At 73.4% G+C, this 16739-nt stretch carries 14 protein-coding genes; 7 read left to right on the plus strand and 7 right to left on the minus strand.

The window, feature by feature from the left end; all coding sequences use genetic code 11:
• Positions 1-214: 214 nt before the first annotated feature.
• Both CP969_RS16145 and CP969_RS16150 read left to right on the plus strand, forming a co-directional pair.
• Entirely contained in the window at positions 215-784 is a 570-nt protein-coding gene (locus CP969_RS16145; RefSeq protein ID WP_016825992.1) for a GNAT family N-acetyltransferase, read from the plus strand.
• 48 nt (positions 785-832) lie between these two features.
• Positions 833-2020 (plus strand): winged helix-turn-helix domain-containing protein, encoded by a 1188-nt coding sequence (locus CP969_RS16150; RefSeq protein WP_016825991.1) that lies wholly within the window; start codon positions 833-835, stop codon positions 2018-2020.
• 50 nt (positions 2021-2070) lie between these two features.
• Here CP969_RS16150 and CP969_RS16155 read toward each other — a convergent pair whose 3' ends face one another.
• The 7 genes from CP969_RS16155 to mtnA form a co-directional block, all read right to left on the minus strand.
• Positions 2071-2817 (minus strand): response regulator, encoded by a 747-nt coding sequence (locus tag CP969_RS16155; RefSeq protein WP_004987319.1) that lies wholly within the window; start codon positions 2815-2817, stop codon positions 2071-2073.
• A 203-nt stretch (positions 2818-3020) separates the two neighbouring features.
• Positions 3021-3713, minus strand: a complete 693-nt coding sequence (hpf, locus tag CP969_RS16160) for a ribosome hibernation-promoting factor, HPF/YfiA family (protein ID WP_004987316.1) — start codon at positions 3711-3713, stop codon at positions 3021-3023.
• A 312-nt stretch (positions 3714-4025) separates the two neighbouring features.
• Positions 4026-4922 (minus strand): ComF family protein, encoded by an 897-nt coding sequence (locus CP969_RS16165; RefSeq protein WP_016825989.1) that lies wholly within the window; start codon positions 4920-4922, stop codon positions 4026-4028.
• Positions 4923-5044: 122 nt separating this feature from the next.
• Positions 5045-6883, minus strand: a complete 1839-nt coding sequence (locus tag CP969_RS16170) for an LpqB family beta-propeller domain-containing protein (RefSeq protein ID WP_016825988.1) — start codon at positions 6881-6883, stop codon at positions 5045-5047.
• The gene (mtrB, locus tag CP969_RS16175; protein ID WP_016825987.1) at positions 6873-9077 is read right to left on the minus strand and encodes an MtrAB system histidine kinase MtrB; all 2205 of its coding nucleotides are present in this window, start codon (positions 9075-9077) and stop codon (positions 6873-6875) included. Before mtrB ends, CP969_RS16170 begins: the two co-directional genes overlap by 11 nt.
• Position 9078: 1 nt before the next feature.
• A complete protein-coding gene (gene mtrA / locus CP969_RS16180) occupies positions 9079-9768 on the minus strand; it encodes a two-component system response regulator MtrA (protein WP_004987303.1) in 690 nt (229 codons plus the stop codon).
• A 4-nt stretch (positions 9769-9772) separates the two neighbouring features.
• The gene (gene mtnA / locus CP969_RS16185) at positions 9773-10921 is read right to left on the minus strand and encodes an S-methyl-5-thioribose-1-phosphate isomerase (RefSeq protein WP_004987301.1); all 1149 of its coding nucleotides are present in this window, start codon (positions 10919-10921) and stop codon (positions 9773-9775) included.
• 141 nt (positions 10922-11062) lie between these two features.
• On the opposite strand from mtnA, the gene CP969_RS16190 reads away from it, so the two are divergent.
• From CP969_RS16190 to CP969_RS16210, 5 genes are read left to right on the plus strand one after another with little or no spacing between them, the layout of a single operon-like run.
• A complete protein-coding gene (locus CP969_RS16190; RefSeq protein ID WP_016825986.1) occupies positions 11063-12397 on the plus strand; it encodes a DUF7847 domain-containing protein in 1335 nt (444 codons plus the stop codon).
• 4 nt (positions 12398-12401) lie between these two features.
• Positions 12402-13157 carry a DUF4129 domain-containing protein gene (locus CP969_RS16195; RefSeq protein WP_016825985.1) on the plus strand — a complete coding sequence of 252 codons (756 nt, stop codon included), beginning with the start codon at positions 12402-12404 and terminating at the stop codon, positions 13155-13157.
• Positions 13154-14344, plus strand: a complete 1191-nt coding sequence (locus CP969_RS16200) for a DUF4350 domain-containing protein (protein ID WP_016825984.1) — start codon at positions 13154-13156, stop codon at positions 14342-14344. Before CP969_RS16195 ends, CP969_RS16200 begins: the two co-directional genes overlap by 4 nt.
• Positions 14344-15333 (plus strand): AAA family ATPase, encoded by a 990-nt coding sequence (locus CP969_RS16205; RefSeq protein WP_016825983.1) that lies wholly within the window; start codon positions 14344-14346, stop codon positions 15331-15333. Before CP969_RS16200 ends, CP969_RS16205 begins: the two co-directional genes overlap by 1 nt.
• A complete protein-coding gene (locus tag CP969_RS16210) occupies positions 15333-16643 on the plus strand; it encodes a DUF58 domain-containing protein (RefSeq protein WP_004987287.1) in 1311 nt (436 codons plus the stop codon). Before CP969_RS16205 ends, CP969_RS16210 begins: the two co-directional genes overlap by 1 nt.
• The last annotated feature ends 96 nt before the right edge of the window (positions 16644-16739 follow it).

Here is a 16739-nt window from a genome sequence, read left to right on the forward strand (position 1 = left end):
CATCGTATGCGAGGACCCCACCGCGCCGGGAGGCCCGCAGTGACGGCGGCCGTGTGCCGCTTCCCATCTGTTGCACGGCTGCGTCGAAAAACACAACGTCCGGGGCGCCCGGATGGTGCCGTGTCGCCCCGGGGAATTGCACGAAGAGTGATCGTCTTCTCACTCGGGGCCACGTGCCTGGCGCCGTTCCCGGCCCACCCCCCAGAATCGCCCGATGGAACCCGTCACGCTCACCACCGACCGCCTCCTGCTGCGCACGGTCGGTCCGCAGGACACCGACGCGGTGTACACCGCCTGCCAGGACCCCGACATCCAGCGCTGGACCACCGTCCCCTCCCCGTACCTGCCGGAGCACGCGCGGGGCTTCACCGAGCAGATGGCCCCGGACGGCTGGGCGAACGGTTCGATGTTCACCTTCGGCGTCTTCCTCCCCACCGGGGACCTCGCGGGCATGCTCGGCATCACCATGCGCTCCCTCGGCGTGGGCGAGATCGGCTTCTGGGGGACGAAGGAGCACCGCGGCAACGGCTACGTCACCGAGGCCGCCGTCGCCGTCGCGCGCTGGGCGTTCACCCGGTTGTCGATCGACCGCGTGGAGTGGCGCGCGGAGGTGGGCAACCGGTCCTCCCGCGCGGTGGCCGAACGCGCGGGCTTCACCGTCGAGGGCACCCTGCGCTCGGCGGTCAACAACAAGGGAGTGCTGCGGGACTGCTGGGTGGGCTCCCTCCTCCCCTCCGACCTGGGGCTGCCGTCGACGGTGCCGTACCTGCCGGGCCGGGGGTGAGGCCGGTCCGGTCCCGGTTGTCAGTGCCACCCCCTATCGTGCGGACCCATGACGACCCACCCGCGTCCGATCACGGAACTCTCGGCGGACGAGGCCCGCCGCATCGCCTTGCGGGCCCAGGGCCTCCTCGGTGCCCCCGACCGCCGCTCCGGTGTCCGGGGCGTCCTTCGCCACCTGGGCGCGGTGCAGCTCGACACGATCTCCGTCCTGGCCCGCTCCCACGAGCTCGTCCCCTACGCCCGTCTGGGCGCCGTGGGCCGCAGGGCCGTCGAGGAGGCGTACTGGAGGACGGACTCCCGGCCGCCGCACGCCTTCGAGTACTGGTCGCACGCCGCGTGCGTCCTCCCCATCGAGGAGTGGCCCCACTTCGCCTTCCGCCGCCGCGCCTACCGCGACCGCCCGCACTGGAACCACGAACTCCCCGACGGCGTCTACGAACAGGTCGTCAAGCAGCTGCGCGCGGAGGGCCCCCTGACGGCCACGGAGCTGGGCGGCGCCAAGCGCACCAGCGAGTGGTGGGACTGGTCCGGCACCAAGGTCGCCGTCGAACGCGCCCTGATGTACGGCGAGGTGGTGTGCGTCGAGCGCCGCGGCTGGAAGCGGGTCTACGACCTCGCCGAGCGCGCGATCCCGCCGGCGCTGCTGCACGACGAGCCGGACGACACCGAGTGCCTGCGCCGCCTGGTCGGCCTGGCGGGCCGGTCCCTGGGCGTCGGGACGCGTGCGGACCTCGCCGACTACCACCGCCTCAGGACCGAGCAGGTCGACGCGGTGATCGCCGACTCGGGCCTGGTCCCGGTCGCGGTGGAGGGCTGGACCAAGCCGGCCTGGGCCGATCCGGCGGCCCTCGCGGCACCGCCGCGCGGGCGGCACCGCACGACGCTGCTGTCCCCGTTCGACTCCCTGATCTGGGAGCGGGCGCGCACGGAGCGGATCTTCGGCTTCACCCACCGCCTGGAGGCCTACGTCCCGAAGCAGAAGCGGGTGCACGGCTACTTCGCGATGCCCGTGCTCGCCGGCGGCCGGCTCGTCGGCCGCGTCGACCCGGCCCGCGCGGGCCGCACCCTGGTGGCCAAGCAGGTCACCCTGGAGGGGCCCAAGGCGGTCCCGGAGGTGGCTCGGGCCCTGGTGGAGGCGGCGGGCTGGGTGGAGTGCACGGATGTGCGCGTGGAGCGGGTCGAGGCGCCGGAGCTGCGCGAACCGCTCGTCCTGGAACTCGCCCGCGCCTTCGCCTGACGCCCGCGGCGGTCCGCGCGGCACCGCTCACCGGGCCGCCACCGGGCCGCTCACCGGATCTCGAGGATCTTCTCCCGCATCGCGTAGACCACGGCCTCCATCCTGGAGTGCAGCTGCAACTTCTCCAGGATGTTGCGCACGTGGTTCTTCACGGTGTTCTCGGAGATGAACAACTCCTTGGCGATGTCACGGTTGTTCATCCCCGTGGCCACGAGCTTGAGGACCTCGAGCTCACGGTCCGTCAGCCGGGGCGCGGGCACGAGCCGGCGCTCGTCGGTCCGCTGGATCATCGACTTGAACTCGGTGAGCAGTTTCGACGCCATGGAGGGGCTGATCTGCGACTGCCCGTCGGCCACCGCGCGGATGGCGGTGGCCACCTCGTCCGTGGAGATCTCCTTGAGGAGGTAGCCGGTCGCGCCCGCCTTGATGGCGTCGTAGAGGTCGGCTTCCTCGTCGCTGATCGTCAGCATGATGATCTTCGCGCTGGGGGCCACCTCCTTGATGGAGGTGCACGCCTCGATCCCGCCCCGCTTGGGCATCCGCACGTCCATCAGGATGATGTCGGGCAGCAGGTCGGCGGCCTTCTCCACGGCTTCGGCGCCGTCCCCCGCCTCCCCGACGACCTGGATGTCCTCCTCGGCGGCGAGCACGATCTCCAGCCCGCGGCGGAACAGCGCGTGGTCGTCCACCACCAGGACCCTGATCGGCTCCTTGCGTGGAGAGCCCGCCTCCGGGCCCGTGCCGCCGACGCCGTCGCCGGCGCCCTCGGCACGCATCGGTCCGAAGCTGTCCGCCATCGTTCCTCCCCCTGAAGGCTGTGGTCCGTGGTCCGGAGCCATCGCCAACCCAAGGCAACGGCCCACCCGTTGAGCCGTTTCCGCCATGATTCCATGCCCGGACGGCACCGGGGCGACAGCATGCGGTGCGAGGGGTCGCACACCGGTGCCCCTGGGGGCGCACACGCGCACCAGGGGCACCGGTCCCGCTGTTGCCCGGCGGATCAGCCGCCGAGTGTTCCGCCCGCCTCGGGGGAATTCGCCTCGGTGACCATCGTGTCGGTGCGGAGGTGGATCACGCCGTAGTCGTAGGCGTGTCGTCGGTAGACGACGCTGGGTTCCTTGGTCTCGGAATCGACGAACAGATAGAAGTCGTGCCCGACCAGCTCCATCTCGTAGAGAGCCTGATCGAGGGTCATGGGTGCGGCCACATGGGTCTTCTCGCGGACGACGAGAGGGCCTTCACCCTGTACTTCCAGGGAACCGATCTTCTTGGTGGGGACGGCCTCCTGCTCCTCCTCGGCGGAGAGCGCGCCGTTCCCGTTGAATGTCGCCGCGCCCGGGACGTGGTCGGGGACCTCCGCGGCCGAGATCCTGCGCACACCACGCCGCGAGAAGCGCTTGTCGTGCTGCTTGCGCAGCCGTGCGTCCAGTTTTTCCGCTGCCAGGTCGAGCGCCGCGTACGGGTCGCTCGCCGCCGCCTCCGCCCGGATCACCGGACCGCGGGAGCGGAGCGTGATCTCCACTCGGTCGCAGCGGTCGGCCTGTCGGGGGTTGGGCTCCTTGGACACCTCGACGTCGAGGCTGATCACCTTGCCATCGAGCTTCTGGATCTTCTCCAGCTTCAGCTTCTCGGCCACGTGCTTCCGGAACCGCTCGGGCACCTCGGTCTTGCGGCCCTTGACGACGATGTCCACGCAGAACTCCGTTCCCGGATCACTCCGCTTCGGTGCGGAGCATCTCCCTTTTGCACCAGGTTCCGGTCATTCCCGGAACCTCGGACTCGGTGACGTCCACCTCCTCCCCCATGGGCGGGATCTCCAGTCCACCGGCGCGGGTGATAACGAAAAACCCGCAGCACGGCAATCGGATTCGAGAGGTCTGGCCTGCGGCTTTCCCTCACCACCGAACATATCTCGCCCGGAGGGATGTCGTCACCCTTTACCGTGCCGTACCTCCGTTCAGGTGAATTGCCCCTCTCATTACTCTGCAACGAAGCAAGATCCCCATCAGTTCCGATTCATTTCGAAAGCATCCGGCGACGCCGCGACGACGGCCGCGCACACCACGTCGACGATCCCGTCGGCGCCGCCCGCGCACGCCCTCCGCCGAGCCGCTCCGTTCCGCTGTTCTCCTCTGCCTTCCCCTGTCTCACCCCTGTACACGGACGCGGGACCCGAAATGCTCGAAACAGCCCCCGCACCGGGCTCCGCCCGCACCGCGCGTGCGGCCTCCGCCAGTGACGCGCCGGTCGTCATCAGGTCGTCGACGAGCACGACCGGGCCGCCGGAGAGCAGCCGGCCGCACCCGGGGGCCACCACCAGCGCGCCGGCGAGATTGACCAGCCGCTGCCGGGAGTCCAGCCCCGACTGGTCGGCCACGTACCGCCGCTGCCGCAGCGCGGGAAGCACCCGGGCGGGCACCCCCGTCCGCCGCAGCGCACCCGCCGCCGCGAACGCGATCCGCCGGGCGGGATCATGCCCGCGCGCCCGCACGGTCCGCCGCGCGGACGGCACGGGGACGAGCAGCACCGCACCGGGAACCCGGTGGGCCCCTGCGGCGGCGCCCCCGTACGGCACCGCTCCCCGTGCCCCCGCCGTGCGCCCCCCTGCCGCGCGCAGCCCTGCCCGCACCGCTCCCGCCAGGGCCTCGCCCAGCGGTCCGGCGAGGGCCAGGGCGCCCCGTTCCTTGTGCGCCAGCAGCGCGGCACGCACCTCGTCCGCGTACCGGGCCGCCGCGTGCACCGGTGGCAGCCCGGCCGGCTCCGGGGCCGGCCGGACCCGGCGCGGCCCGGCCCCGCCCAGCGCCGTACGGCACCGGGCGCAGAGCACCGTACGAGGCCTGCCGCACCCCCCGCACTCGGCCGGGAGCACCAGGTCGGTGAGGTCCTGCCACCATCCCCGCATGGCGCCACCATGCCCTCGCCCCTCCCGGCCCGGCCACCCCTGTGGACAACCGCACGCGGAACGGGCCCGCCCGCGACGGACCGGGAACGCCCGCCCCGTGCTCCGTTCACCCCGTGGTCCGCTCACCCCGGATAGACGGGCGCCGTCCCCTCCGTCACCTTCTGCCACTGCGCCCCCGAGGGCAGCCGGACGATCCCGTCCACGGAGTACGCCACCAGGGGCGTCTGCTCGTCCGCCGCGGCGGTGACGTCCTTGACCCCGGTCAGCGCGGCGGGCGGCGGCACGTCCGGTATGGAGCCGTCGACCTCGACGTACTTCATCTGCTCCACACCCCCCTGCTCGCGTCCGACCACCACGAGCCGGCTCTCCCCGGTCCAGGACATGGCGGTGACCTGCTCCAGCTCGGGCGTCGCGGAGCGCAGTTCCCGCACGGTGACCGCCGGCCGCCCGTCGGTCCCCCCGCCCGGTCCGCTCCGCTCGATCCGCCCGATCATCAGGGACCGCCGGTCGTCCTCCTCCACGACGAGCGCGATCCGCACCCCGTCGGCGGCCACCCGGACCGCCTGCACCCGGCCGTCCAGACCCGGTGTCCGTACCGGCAGCGGCTCTTCCGCGCCCCCCACCAGCAGGTACAGCCGCGGGTTCCCGGGGTCCCGGTCGGCCACCCACAGGTCGCCCTGGGCGTCCCAGCTCGGCGCGCTCAGCCGGTCCTGCTCGCGCTTGCCCCGGCTGCGCAGCACGGGCTCGCCGAGCGAACCGCTCGCCACCAGCGCGGAGACGTACAGCGACGTGCCGTCGGCGGAGACCCCGGCCGCGGTGCGCTCGTCCCGCGCGACCGCCACCGAGCGCAGCGTCCTTCCGCCCTCGCCCAGCGCTCCCGGCACCGGTTCCGGCTCCGTGTCGCTGCTGTCCGCGGCGATCCGCACCAGCCGCTGCTCCTCGTCGACGAAGTACAGGTGCTCCGGCCGGTCCAGCGTGCTCCGGACGGCCACGGTCTCGGCCTCGTCCTGGGCGAGCGCGCACAGCTGCTCACCACCGGCCCGCAACTCGACCTCCTCCACCACCGGGCTGAGGTTGCGCAACGTGAACAGCAGCTGGGCCGCCATCTCCTCGCACTGTTCGGCGCCGGCCTCGGCCGCCCCGCCGTTGAGCGGCACGCTCAGCCTGCCCCGGTCGTCCACCGTCAGCGAGCCGGTTCCCTTCCGCAGCTCCGTGCCCGCGGGGAAGCTCGACCTGACGACCGGGTCCAGCCAGGCCGTGGGTCCGGCGAGGAGGGAGCGCACCATCTGGGTCGTGGGATCCACATGGCTGCGCACGTAGACGGGATCGGCGACCGCCGACGGCGGCGCGCCCGCGTCGGCCCCCTCGGTGTTCGAGGCGAAGTAGTACTTGTTGACGGACATGTAGTTGCGCTGGAAGTCCGACTTGCCCATGACGACGCCCTGCGGCACCGCGTCGATGCGCCACTGGTCGTTCTTCGGGTCCTTCGTGAGGCGCACGGGCTTGTCGTAGGACCCGGTGGCGGGCGCGTACGACTGCTGCGCGTCCACCGTGGCGACCTTGGTGCCGGTCAGCGTGTAGGTGAGGGAGTCGGCGTCCTCCCGGACCGGGGAGTCGGCGTAGGCGCCCGGTCCCTCCGACAGCACCGTGGTGGACAGCTCCGGCCGCCAGCTCTTCGCCGCCTTCGGGGTCAGGTACTGGCGCGCGGTCCTGTAGTCGGGGTCGTCGCTGGTCAGCGCCTCCAGGAAGCCCTGCACGATCTGCGGGGGCGTGGCGTCCTCACTCGGCGGCATGGCGAACACCCGCACCTGCGGGTCCTTCCGGGGCGTGGACTCGACGCCCCGCAGGTCCCCGCTGTCGGGCATCGAGGCGCACCCGGCCAGCAGGACGACCCCGCCGACGGCGCACGCCACCGTCCGCACCGGCGCCCCCCGGCCGTGCCCGACGCGCTCACCGCCCACGCGAAGCCTCCCCATCCCTGTACGCGCCCTGCGCCACCCTCCGGCCGCCGAGACCTTCGGCGCCGCTGCCGTCCCCGGAGACCCGCTCCGGCTCTCCGCCCGTGACGGCCCCCGGGGCCCCGTCACGGGCGCCGTCCGGCCGTCCCGCGGTCCCGCCGTCGTCCGGCCGCCGCGCGGGGCCGCCGTCGTCCGCCGGCGTCGCCCCCTCGTCCTGCCGCCGCGCCTGCGGGGCCGGCCGGGCCACCACACGCGCGCCGTTGCCGGGCAGTGCCGTGGGGTCGGCCGTGGGCGCCGCGGCCGCCGGCCTCGGGGCGAACGGGTTCCCGGCGGCCCGCGCCGCACCGTCGGGGCCCGGCTGCTGCACCGGCACCGTGGCCCGCTTCTCGCCGTCCCCGCCGCCGCGCGGCGGACCGGTGTCGTCCGATCCGCGGTTGCGTCGCGAGTCCCTGGGTTCCAGGGGGATCGGTGACCCCCTCAACGGCTCGTCCGCCGTCCTCGGCAGCGTCAGCCGGAACTGCGAACCGCCGCCCGGCTCGCCCCACGCCTGGAGCCAGCCGCCGTGCAGCCGCGCGTCCTCCAGGGCGATGGACAGCCCCAGCCCCGTGCCTCCGGTGGTCCGCGCGCGTGCCGGGTCGGCCCGCCAGAAGCGGCTGAAGACCCGGGTCGCCTCGCCCGGCTTGAGCCCCACGCCGTAGTCGCGCACCGCGACCGCGACCGCCCCGCCCGCCGCGGCGAGCCGGACGACGACGTCCTTGCCCTCCCCGTGCTCCACGGCGTTGACGACGAGGTTGCGCAGGATCCGCTCCACGCGCCGCGCGTCGGTCTCGGCGACGACGGGCTGCTGGTCGCCGACGACCTTGATCCGCGTGCCCTTGCGCTCGGCGAGCGGCTCGGCCCCGGTGACCACGCGCCGCACCACCTCGCGCAGGTCTATCGGCTCCGCCTCCAGCGCCGCCGCGCCCGCGTCGAAGCGGCTGATCTCCAGCAGGTCCGCGAGCAGCGACTCGAACCGGTCCAGCTGGTCGGCGAGCAGCTCGGCCGACCGCGCGGTCACCGGGTCGAAGTCCTCGCGCGCCTCGTGGATGACGTCCGCGGCCATCCGCACGGTCGTCAGCGGCGTCCGCAGCTCGTGGGACACGTCCGAGACGAACCGGCGCTGCATCCGTGACAGGTCCTCCAGCTGGTTGATCTTCAGCTGCAGGTTCTGGGCCATCTTGTTGAAGGCCTCGCCGAGCCGCGCGATGTCGTCCTCGCCGGTGACCTTCATGCGTTCCTGGAGCCGTCCGGCGGACAGCCGCTCGGCGATCCCGGCCGCCATACGGACCGGTGTGACGACCTGCCGCACCACGAGCCAGGCGATCGCCCCGAGCAGCACGACGACGAACAGCCCGGCGGTCGTCAGCGTGCCCTTGACCAGGCTCAGCGACTTCTCCTCCTGCGTGAGCGGGAAGAGGTAGTACAGCTGGTACGGGTCGCCGTTGGGGTCGTTGACCTGCTTGCCGATGACCAGTCCGGGCTGGGAGTCCGCACCGCTGTCGTAGATGATGCGGGTGTAGCTCTGGGCCGCGGTGGGGTTGGTGTTGATCCGCTCCCGCAGGTCCTCCGGCACGCTGGCCGTCGCGATGACCTGACCGGAGGCGCGCGGGCCGCGCCCGCCGCCGCTGTCATGGCCCGCGGGCAGGGTCACCACGTCGAAGGCGCCCTGGCCGCCGCTGGAGAGCGACTCGACGAGATCGCTCATCCACTGGATGACGCTCGTCGAGGCCTCCCCGTCCGCGGTGGTGCCGTCGTCACGGGTGACGCTCGCCGCCTCGTCGGCCTTCTGCTTGGCCACGGCGAACCCACCGGTGGCCTGGCTCTGGGAGGCCTTCACCTTGGCGTCCAGCAGGCCGTTGCGCACCTGTCCGATGACGACGAAGCCCAGCAGCAGGACCACGCCCAGCGACATCAGCAGGGTCGTGACGACGATCTTGAGCTGGATGTTGCGCCGCCACAGCCGCATGACGGGCAGCAGCGGCCGGCGCACCCAGCGCACGAACAGGCGGATGACCGGGCTGCCGTGGACCCCGCCCTGCAGCAGCCCGTCCCCCAGCAGCCGTCCCCAGCGGGAGCCCGCCGTCCTCCGGTCGACAGGCCGCTCCGGACCGCGCCCGGACCGGCCGGACGGCGAAGCGGCGCTGTCGTCCCCGGACATGTCAGCTCGGCCCCGCCTTGTACCCGACGCCACGGACGGTCACCACGATCTCCGGCTTCTCCGGGTCCTTCTCGACCTTGGAGCGCAGCCGCTGGACGTGCACGTTCACCAGGCGGGTGTCGGCCGCGTGCCGGTAGCCCCAGACCTGCTCGAGCAGCACCTCACGCGTGAACACCTGCCACGGCTTGCGGGCCAGCGCGACCAGCAGGTCGAACTCCAGCGGCGTCAGCGCGATCGACTGCCCGTCCCGCTTCACGGAGTGCCCGGCCACGTCGATCACCAGGTCGCCGATGGCGAGCTGCTCCGGCGCCGGCTCCTCCGATCTGCGCAGCCGCGCCCGGATGCGGGCGACCAGCTCCTTCGGCTTGAACGGCTTCACGATGTAGTCGTCGGCCCCGGACTCCAGGCCCACCACCACGTCGACGGTGTCGCTCTTCGCCGTGAGCATCACGATCGGCACCCCGGACTCCGCCCTGATCAGGCGGCACACCTCGATGCCGTCCCGGCCGGGCAGCATCAGATCCAGCAGCACCAGGTCGGGCTTGGTCTCACGGAAGGCGGCCAGCGCCTTGTCGCCGTCGGCCACGAAAGACGGTTCAAAACCCTCACCTCGCAGCACGATGCCGAGCATCTCGGCCAGTGCGCTGTCGTCGTCGACGACAAGGACTCGTCCCTTCATAAACGACATCATCCCATTAGCTAATCGTGACCTGGCGTGACCTGGCACACAGCTCGGCCAGAGCCTCGGTCGTCACGGGCGAAACGGTCCCTTCTTCGGTGACGATCGCCGTCACCAGCTCCGGTGGTGTCACGTCGAACGCCGGGTTGTACGCCTGGGTCCCCAGGGGTGCCACCGGAATCCCGCCTCCCGCTTCCGCTCCGGCCACCGGCGCCTGCGGTGCCGTGACCTCGGTCACCTCGTGTCCGGGACGCTGCTCGACCTCGATGGACGCCCCGTCCGGCGTCCGGAGGTCCACCGTCGTCACCGGTGCCACCACGATGAACGGCACGTGGTGGTACCGCGCGAGCACCGCGAGCGGATAGCTCCCCACCTTGTTCGCCACCGAACCGTCGGCCGCGATGCGGTCCGCCCCGACGAGCACCGCGTCCACCTCGCCCGCCGCGAACAGCGATCCCGCCGCGTTGTCGGTGAGCAGGGTGTACGCCATGCCGCTGCGGGCCGCCTCGTACGCCGTCAGGCGAGCACCTTGCAACAACGGACGCGTTTCGTCCACCCACAGGCGCCTGAGCCGGCCCGTCCGGTGCGCCGCCAGCGCCACCGCGAACGCCGTCCCCTCGCCGCCCGACACCAGCGAACCGGTGTTGCAGTGGGTGAGGATCCGGTGTCCGCCGCCGGGCAGCAGTTCCTCCAGCAGCGCCAGCCCGTGCTCGGCCATCCGGACGCTGGCCTCGGCGTCCTCCCGGTGGAGCTGCCGTGCCGCCGCCAGCGCGGCCCCGGCCGCCTGCCGGGGATCGCCGGTGCGGGCGAGCACGGCCTGGTGGGCCGAGTGCGCCCGGTGCACCCCGACGGCGAGGTTCACCGCCGTGGGCCGGGCGCTCCGGAGCTCCGCCGCCGCGCCGTCCACGTCGTAGCCCCGTACCGCGGCCAGCGCGACGCCGTACGCCCCCGCGATGCCCAGCAGGGGAGCCCCGCGCACGGAGAGCGAGCGGATCGCCTCCACCAGCGCGGGCGCGTCCGTACAGACGAGTTCCACCTCCTCGGCCGGCAGCCTCGTCTGGTCCAGCAGGACCAGGACGGGGCCTTCCGGCGGCTCTTCCCAACGGAGTGCCGGGACCTCGGTCGGCCGCTTGTCGCCGCCGCTGTGTGCGTGCTGATCAGCCATGCGGTCAGTCTGCCCCCTGTCGCACGGACAATTGAAGGTATGCGGCCCTCACCTCGGCAGCTCCCCGCAGGACCACCCCATGGCACGATGGCTGCCAACCCTGCCGCCGCGACCGCGGACGGGCACCGTGAAGGAGCGACGATGAACGACACTCCGGGCTGGGCATCGCCCGGATCCGCCCCGTCCGACGGGCAGGAACCGGCTTCGCCCGGACCTGCCGGGCCCGCCGACCGCCCGGCCCCCGAACAGCCCGCCGACCGGCCGCAGCCGCCGGAGCAGGCGCCGCAGGACCCGGGTGCGAAGTGGTCGAAGGAACAGCCGCCGCCCAGCGGGTGGTCCGCGCCCACCGGACCGGGCCAGGCTCCCCCGCCGCCGGGCCAGGGCTGGGGCACCCCGCCCCCCGGCGCTCCGGGGGGCCACGGCGGACCCGGCGGCTACGGCGGCGGCCACTACGGCGGGCACGGTTCCTGGGGCGGCGGCTGGGGCGGTCCGCCGCCCGCGGCCAAGCCCGGGGTGATCCCGCTCCGCCCGCTCGGCGTCGGCGAGATCCTCGACGGCGCGGTCTCCACCATGCGCACCTACTGGCGCACGGTGCTCGGCATCTCCCTGACCGTCGCCGTCCTCACCGAGATCGTCGTGGTCCTGCTCCAGGGGCTCGTCCTGGACAACACCGGCACCGAGGTCCTCAACGACCCCAGCGCCACCCTCAGTGAGCTGACCGGTGCCCTGGGCGACGCCCTGCTCAACTCCGGGGTGGTCTTCCTGGTCACCCTGGTCGGTACCGTCGCCGCCACCGCCCTGCTCACCACCGTCACCAGCCGCGCGGTGCTCGGCAAGCCGGTCACCACCGGCGAGGCCTGGCGCGACGCCCGCCCCCAGGTCGTGAAGCTGTTCGGCCTGATCTGCCTGCTGCTGCTCATCACGGCCGGCATCGTCACCGTGGGAGCCCTGCCCGGTCTCCTCGTGACCGTGGCGGGAGCCCCCGAAGCCGGCGTCGCGCTCACCGCCCTGGGGATCATCGGCGCCGTCGTGGTCACCCTGTGGCTGATGATCCGCTTCTCCCTCTCCTCCCCCGCGCTGATGCTGGAGAAGCAGGGCATCGTGAAGGCGATGAGCCGCTCCGCGAAGCTGGTGCGCGGCTCCTGGTGGCGGATCTTCGGCATCCAGCTGCTCGCGACGATCATCGCGAACGTCGTCGCGTCGATCATCGTCCTCCCGTTCGTCTTCCTCGCCGCGACCTTCAGCGGCGGCTTCACCGGCTTCCTCGACAGCACCGGCGGTGACATCGGCTGGACGTTCCTCGTCATCAGCGGAATCGGCTCGGTCATCGGCGCCATGGTCACGTTCCCGATCACGGCCGGCGTGACCGCGCTCCTCTACGTCGACCAGCGCATCCGCCGCGAGGCCCTCGACCTCGAGCTGGCCCGCGCCGCGGGCACCCCGGGCCACGCTCCCGGCACCACCCCGGGGAGCTGACGGGATGATCGCCACGGGGGGAGTTCTCACATCGGCCCGGGCGCTGCCGGCCGCCGCCGACACCGCCGTGCGCGCGCTGCTGCGCGGCGACGACGAGCCGCCCGTCACCCTCCCGCGCGATCCCGCGCGGGAGGCGGCCCGGCGCGAGCTGTCCAAGCGCATGTACCACGAGAACGACCCCGGCTGGTTCCAGCGGGCCCTGGACGCCTTCTGGGAGTGGGTCGGCGATCTGTTCGCCACCGCCTCCACCGCGACCCCCGGCGGCACGCTCGGCCTGATCGTCGTCATCGCGGCCGTGGTCGCCGTCCTGGGCGCCCTGTGGTGGCGCCTGGGCACCCCGCGGCGACAGCCGGCCTCGGCCCCCGCACTGTTCGACGACCGCCCCCGCAGCGCCGCCGAACACCGCGCGGCGGCCGAGGCGCACGCCGCCCAGGGCCACTGGAACCAGGCCGTACGGGAACGCATGCGGGCCATCGTCCGCTCCCTGGAGGAACGCGCCCTGCTCGACGTCCGCCCCGGCCGCACCGCCGACGAGGCCGCCGCGGAGGCCGGCCGCGCCCTGCCCGCCCACGCCGATCCCCTGCACACCGCCGCCCGCTCCTTCGACGACGTGACCTACGGCGGCCGGGCCGCGACGGAACAGTCGTACCGGCACCTCGCCGACCTCGACCGCGCTCTGGAACGCGCCACACCACAGCTCACGAGCAGCGGCGCGACGCAGGACGCCGACCACCACGCCCGCCGGGGAGCCGCCGGATGACGACCGAGGCCACGCTCCCGTCCACCTCGGCCTCGCCCACCGCGCGCCAGGTGTGGACCCGCGCGCGGGGCATCGCCCTCGCGCTGGTGCTGCTGATCGCGGCGGCCGTGGCGATCGCCGTGGTCCGCTCCGACGCCCACCACGGCGAACTCGACCCGCGCTCGGCCGACCCCTACGGAAGCCGCGCCGTCGCCGAACTCCTGGCCGACCGCGGCGTGGACACGCGCGTGGTCACCACCCTCGACGAGGCGGTCGACGCGGTCTCCCCCGACACCACCCTCCTGGTGGCCGTCCCCGACCTCCTGACCGGGACTCAGCAGACCCGGCTGCACTCCGCGACCGCCGACGCCGGCGGCCGCACCGTCCTCGTCGCCTCCGGCAGCGCCTCCGTGGAACGGCTCGTCCCCGGCGTCACCGCCGACCCGGCGACCAGCCTCGACTCCACCCTCTCCCCCGCCTGCGACCTGCCCACCGCCCGCCGCGCCGGCACCGCCGACACCGGCGGCATCCGCTACATCACCCACCTCACCGCCGACACGTGCTATCCCAGCGAGCGCCTGGCCACCCTGCTGCGCGTCCCCGCACCCTCCGGCAACGGCGACACCGTCCTCCTCGGCGCGCCCGACATCCTCCTCAACGACCGCCTCGACGAGCACGGCAACGCCTCGCTCGCCCTCCAGCTCCTCGGCTCCCGCCCCCACCTGGTCTGGTACCTCCCCTCGCTCGCCGACGCCTCCGCCGTCCCGGAGGACGAGCGCAGCTTCTTCGACCTGCTCCCCTCCGGCTGGCTCTGGGGCACCCTGCAGCTCTTCATCGCGGCGGCCCTGGCCGCCCTGTGGCGGGCACGTCGGCTCGGCCCCCTGGTGCCCGAAAGACTCCCCGTGGCGATCCGCGCCTCCGAAACCGTCGAGGGCCGCGCCCGCCTCTACCGCAAGGCGAACGCCCGCGACCGCGCGGCCGCCGCTCTGCGCTCCACCACCCGCACCCGCCTCGCCCCCCTCGTGGGCATCCCCGTGACCCGGGCGCACACGCCCGAGGCCCTGCTCCCCGCGCTGTCCGCGCACCTCCAGGGCGACGGACAGTCCCTGCACGCTCTCCTGTTCGGCCCGCCGCCGGACGACGACGCAGCCCTCGTCTCCCTCGCCGACCGACTCGACGCCCTCGAAAGAGAGGTACGCCGTCCATGATGGACCCGACCACTGACAACGCCGCGCACACCGGGGACCCGGCCGCCGCCCGGGCCTCCCTGGAGGCCCTGCGCGCCGAGATCGCCAAAGCCGTGGTCGGCCAGGACCCCGCCGTCACCGGTCTCGTCGTCGCCCTGCTCTGCCGCGGCCACGTCCTCCTCGAAGGCGTCCCCGGTGTCGCCAAGACCCTTCTCGTCCGCGCCCTCGCCGCCGCCCTCCGGGTCGACACCAAGCGCGTCCAGTTCACTCCCGACCTGATGCCGAGCGACATCACCGGCTCCCTGGTCTACGACGCCCGCACCGCCGAGTTCTCCTTCCAGCCCGGCCCGGTCTTCACCAACCTGCTGCTCGCGGACGAGATCAACCGCACGCCCCCGAAGACCCAGTCGTCCCTGCTCGAGGCCATGGAGGAGCGCCAGGTCACGGTCGACGGCGCCCCCCGCCCCCTCCCGGACCCCTTCCTGGTCGTCGCGACCCAGAACCCCGTCGAGTACGAGGGCACCTACCCCCTTCCCGAAGCTCAGCTGGACCGCTTCCTCCTCAAACTCACCATCCCCCTCCCCTCCCGCCAGGACGAGATCGACGTCCTCACCCGCCACGCCGAGGGCTTCAACCCGCGCGACCTGCGCGCCGCCGGCGTACGCCCCGTCGCAAGCGCCGCCGACCTGGAAGCCGCGCGCCTCGCGGTCGCCGGGACGACGGTCTCCCCCGAGATCACCGCCTACGTGGTGGACATCTGCCGCGCCACCCGCGAGTCGCCCTCCCTCACCCTCGGCGTCTCGCCCCGGGGCGCCACCGCCCTGCTCGCCACCGCACGCGCCTGGGCCTGGCTGACGGGCCGCGACTACGTCATCCCCGACGACGTGAAGGCCCTCGCCCTGCCCACCCTCCGCCACCGCGTCCAGCTCCGCCCGGAGGCCGAGATGGAGGGCGTCACGACCGACTCGGTCATCACCGCGATCCTCTCCCACGTCCCGGTCCCCCGCTGATGGCGCTCACCGGACGCGCCGCCCTCCTCGCGGCACTCGGCTCCCTCCCCGTCGGCATCTGGGAACCCGGCTGGACGGGCATCCTCGCCGTCAACGCCCCCCTCGCGGTGGCTTGCGCCTGCGACTTCGCCCTGGCCGCCCCCGTACGCCGCCTCGGTCTGACCCGCTCCGGCGACACCTCCGTGCGCCTGGGCGACGGCGCCGAGGTCACCCTGACCGTCACCAACCCGTCCCGCCGCCCCCTGCGCGCCCGTCTCCGCGACGCCTGGCCCCCCAGCAGCTGGCAGCCCGGGACGGAGACGGCGGCCTCCCGTCACCACCTGGTGATCCCCCCGGGGGAACGCCGCCGCGTCACCACCCGCCTGCGTCCCACCCGCCGGGGCGACCGCCGGGCCGACCGCGTCACCATCCGCTCCTACGGCCCCCTCGGTCTCTTCACCCGCCAGGGCACCCACCAGGTCCCCTGGACGGTGCGTGTCCTCCCCCCGTTCACCAGCCGCAAGCACCTGCCGTCCAAACTGGCCCGGCTGCGCGAACTGGACGGTCGCACCAGCGTGCTGACCCGCGGCGAGGGCACGGAGTTCGACAGCCTGCGCGAGTACGTCCCCGGCGACGACACCCGCTCCATCGACTGGCGCGCCACAGCCCGCCAGTCCACCGTCGCCGTACGCACCTGGCGTCCCGAACGCGACCGCCACATCCTGCTGGTCCTCGACACCGGCCGCACCTCCGCGGGCCGTGTCGGCGACGCGCCCCGCCTGGACGCCTCCATGGACGCGGCCCTGCTCCTGGCGGCCCTCGCCTCCCGCGCCGGCGACCGCGTCGACCTCCTCGCCTATGACCGCCGTCTGCGTGCCCTGGTCCAGGGCCGCACCGCGGGCGATGTCCTCCCGTCCCTGGTCAACGCCATGGCCACGCTCGAGCCCGAGCTCGTCGAGACCGACGCCCGGGGCCTGACGGCCACCGCCCTCCGTACGGCACCCCGCCGCTCCCTGATCGTGCTGCTCACGACACTCGACGCGGCCCCCATCGAGGAGGGCCTGCTACCCGTTCTGCCACGACTGACCCGGCGCCACACGGTGCTCCTGGCGTCCGTGGCGGACCCGCATGTCGCGCGAATGGCAAAGGCCCGCGGAAACACCGACGCGGTGTACGAAGCGGCCGCCGCCGCCCAGGCCCACTCCGAGCGCGACCGCACGGCGGAGCAACTCCGCCGCCACGGCGTCACGGTGGTGGACGCGACCCCCGACGAATTGGCGCCGGCACTCGCCGACGCATACCTGGCCCTGAAAACAGCCGGACGACTGTAACGCGCACAAACGCGCACATGTGGTGGAGGGAGGGTGGTGAGGGAAGGGCGGAAAGGCCCCACAAACGCAGGAAACCCCGCACCATCCGGTGCGGGG

It is taken from the genome of Streptomyces viridosporus T7A, from assembly GCF_008704515.1.
GTDB lineage: Bacteria > Actinomycetota > Actinomycetes > Streptomycetales > Streptomycetaceae > Streptomyces > Streptomyces viridosporus.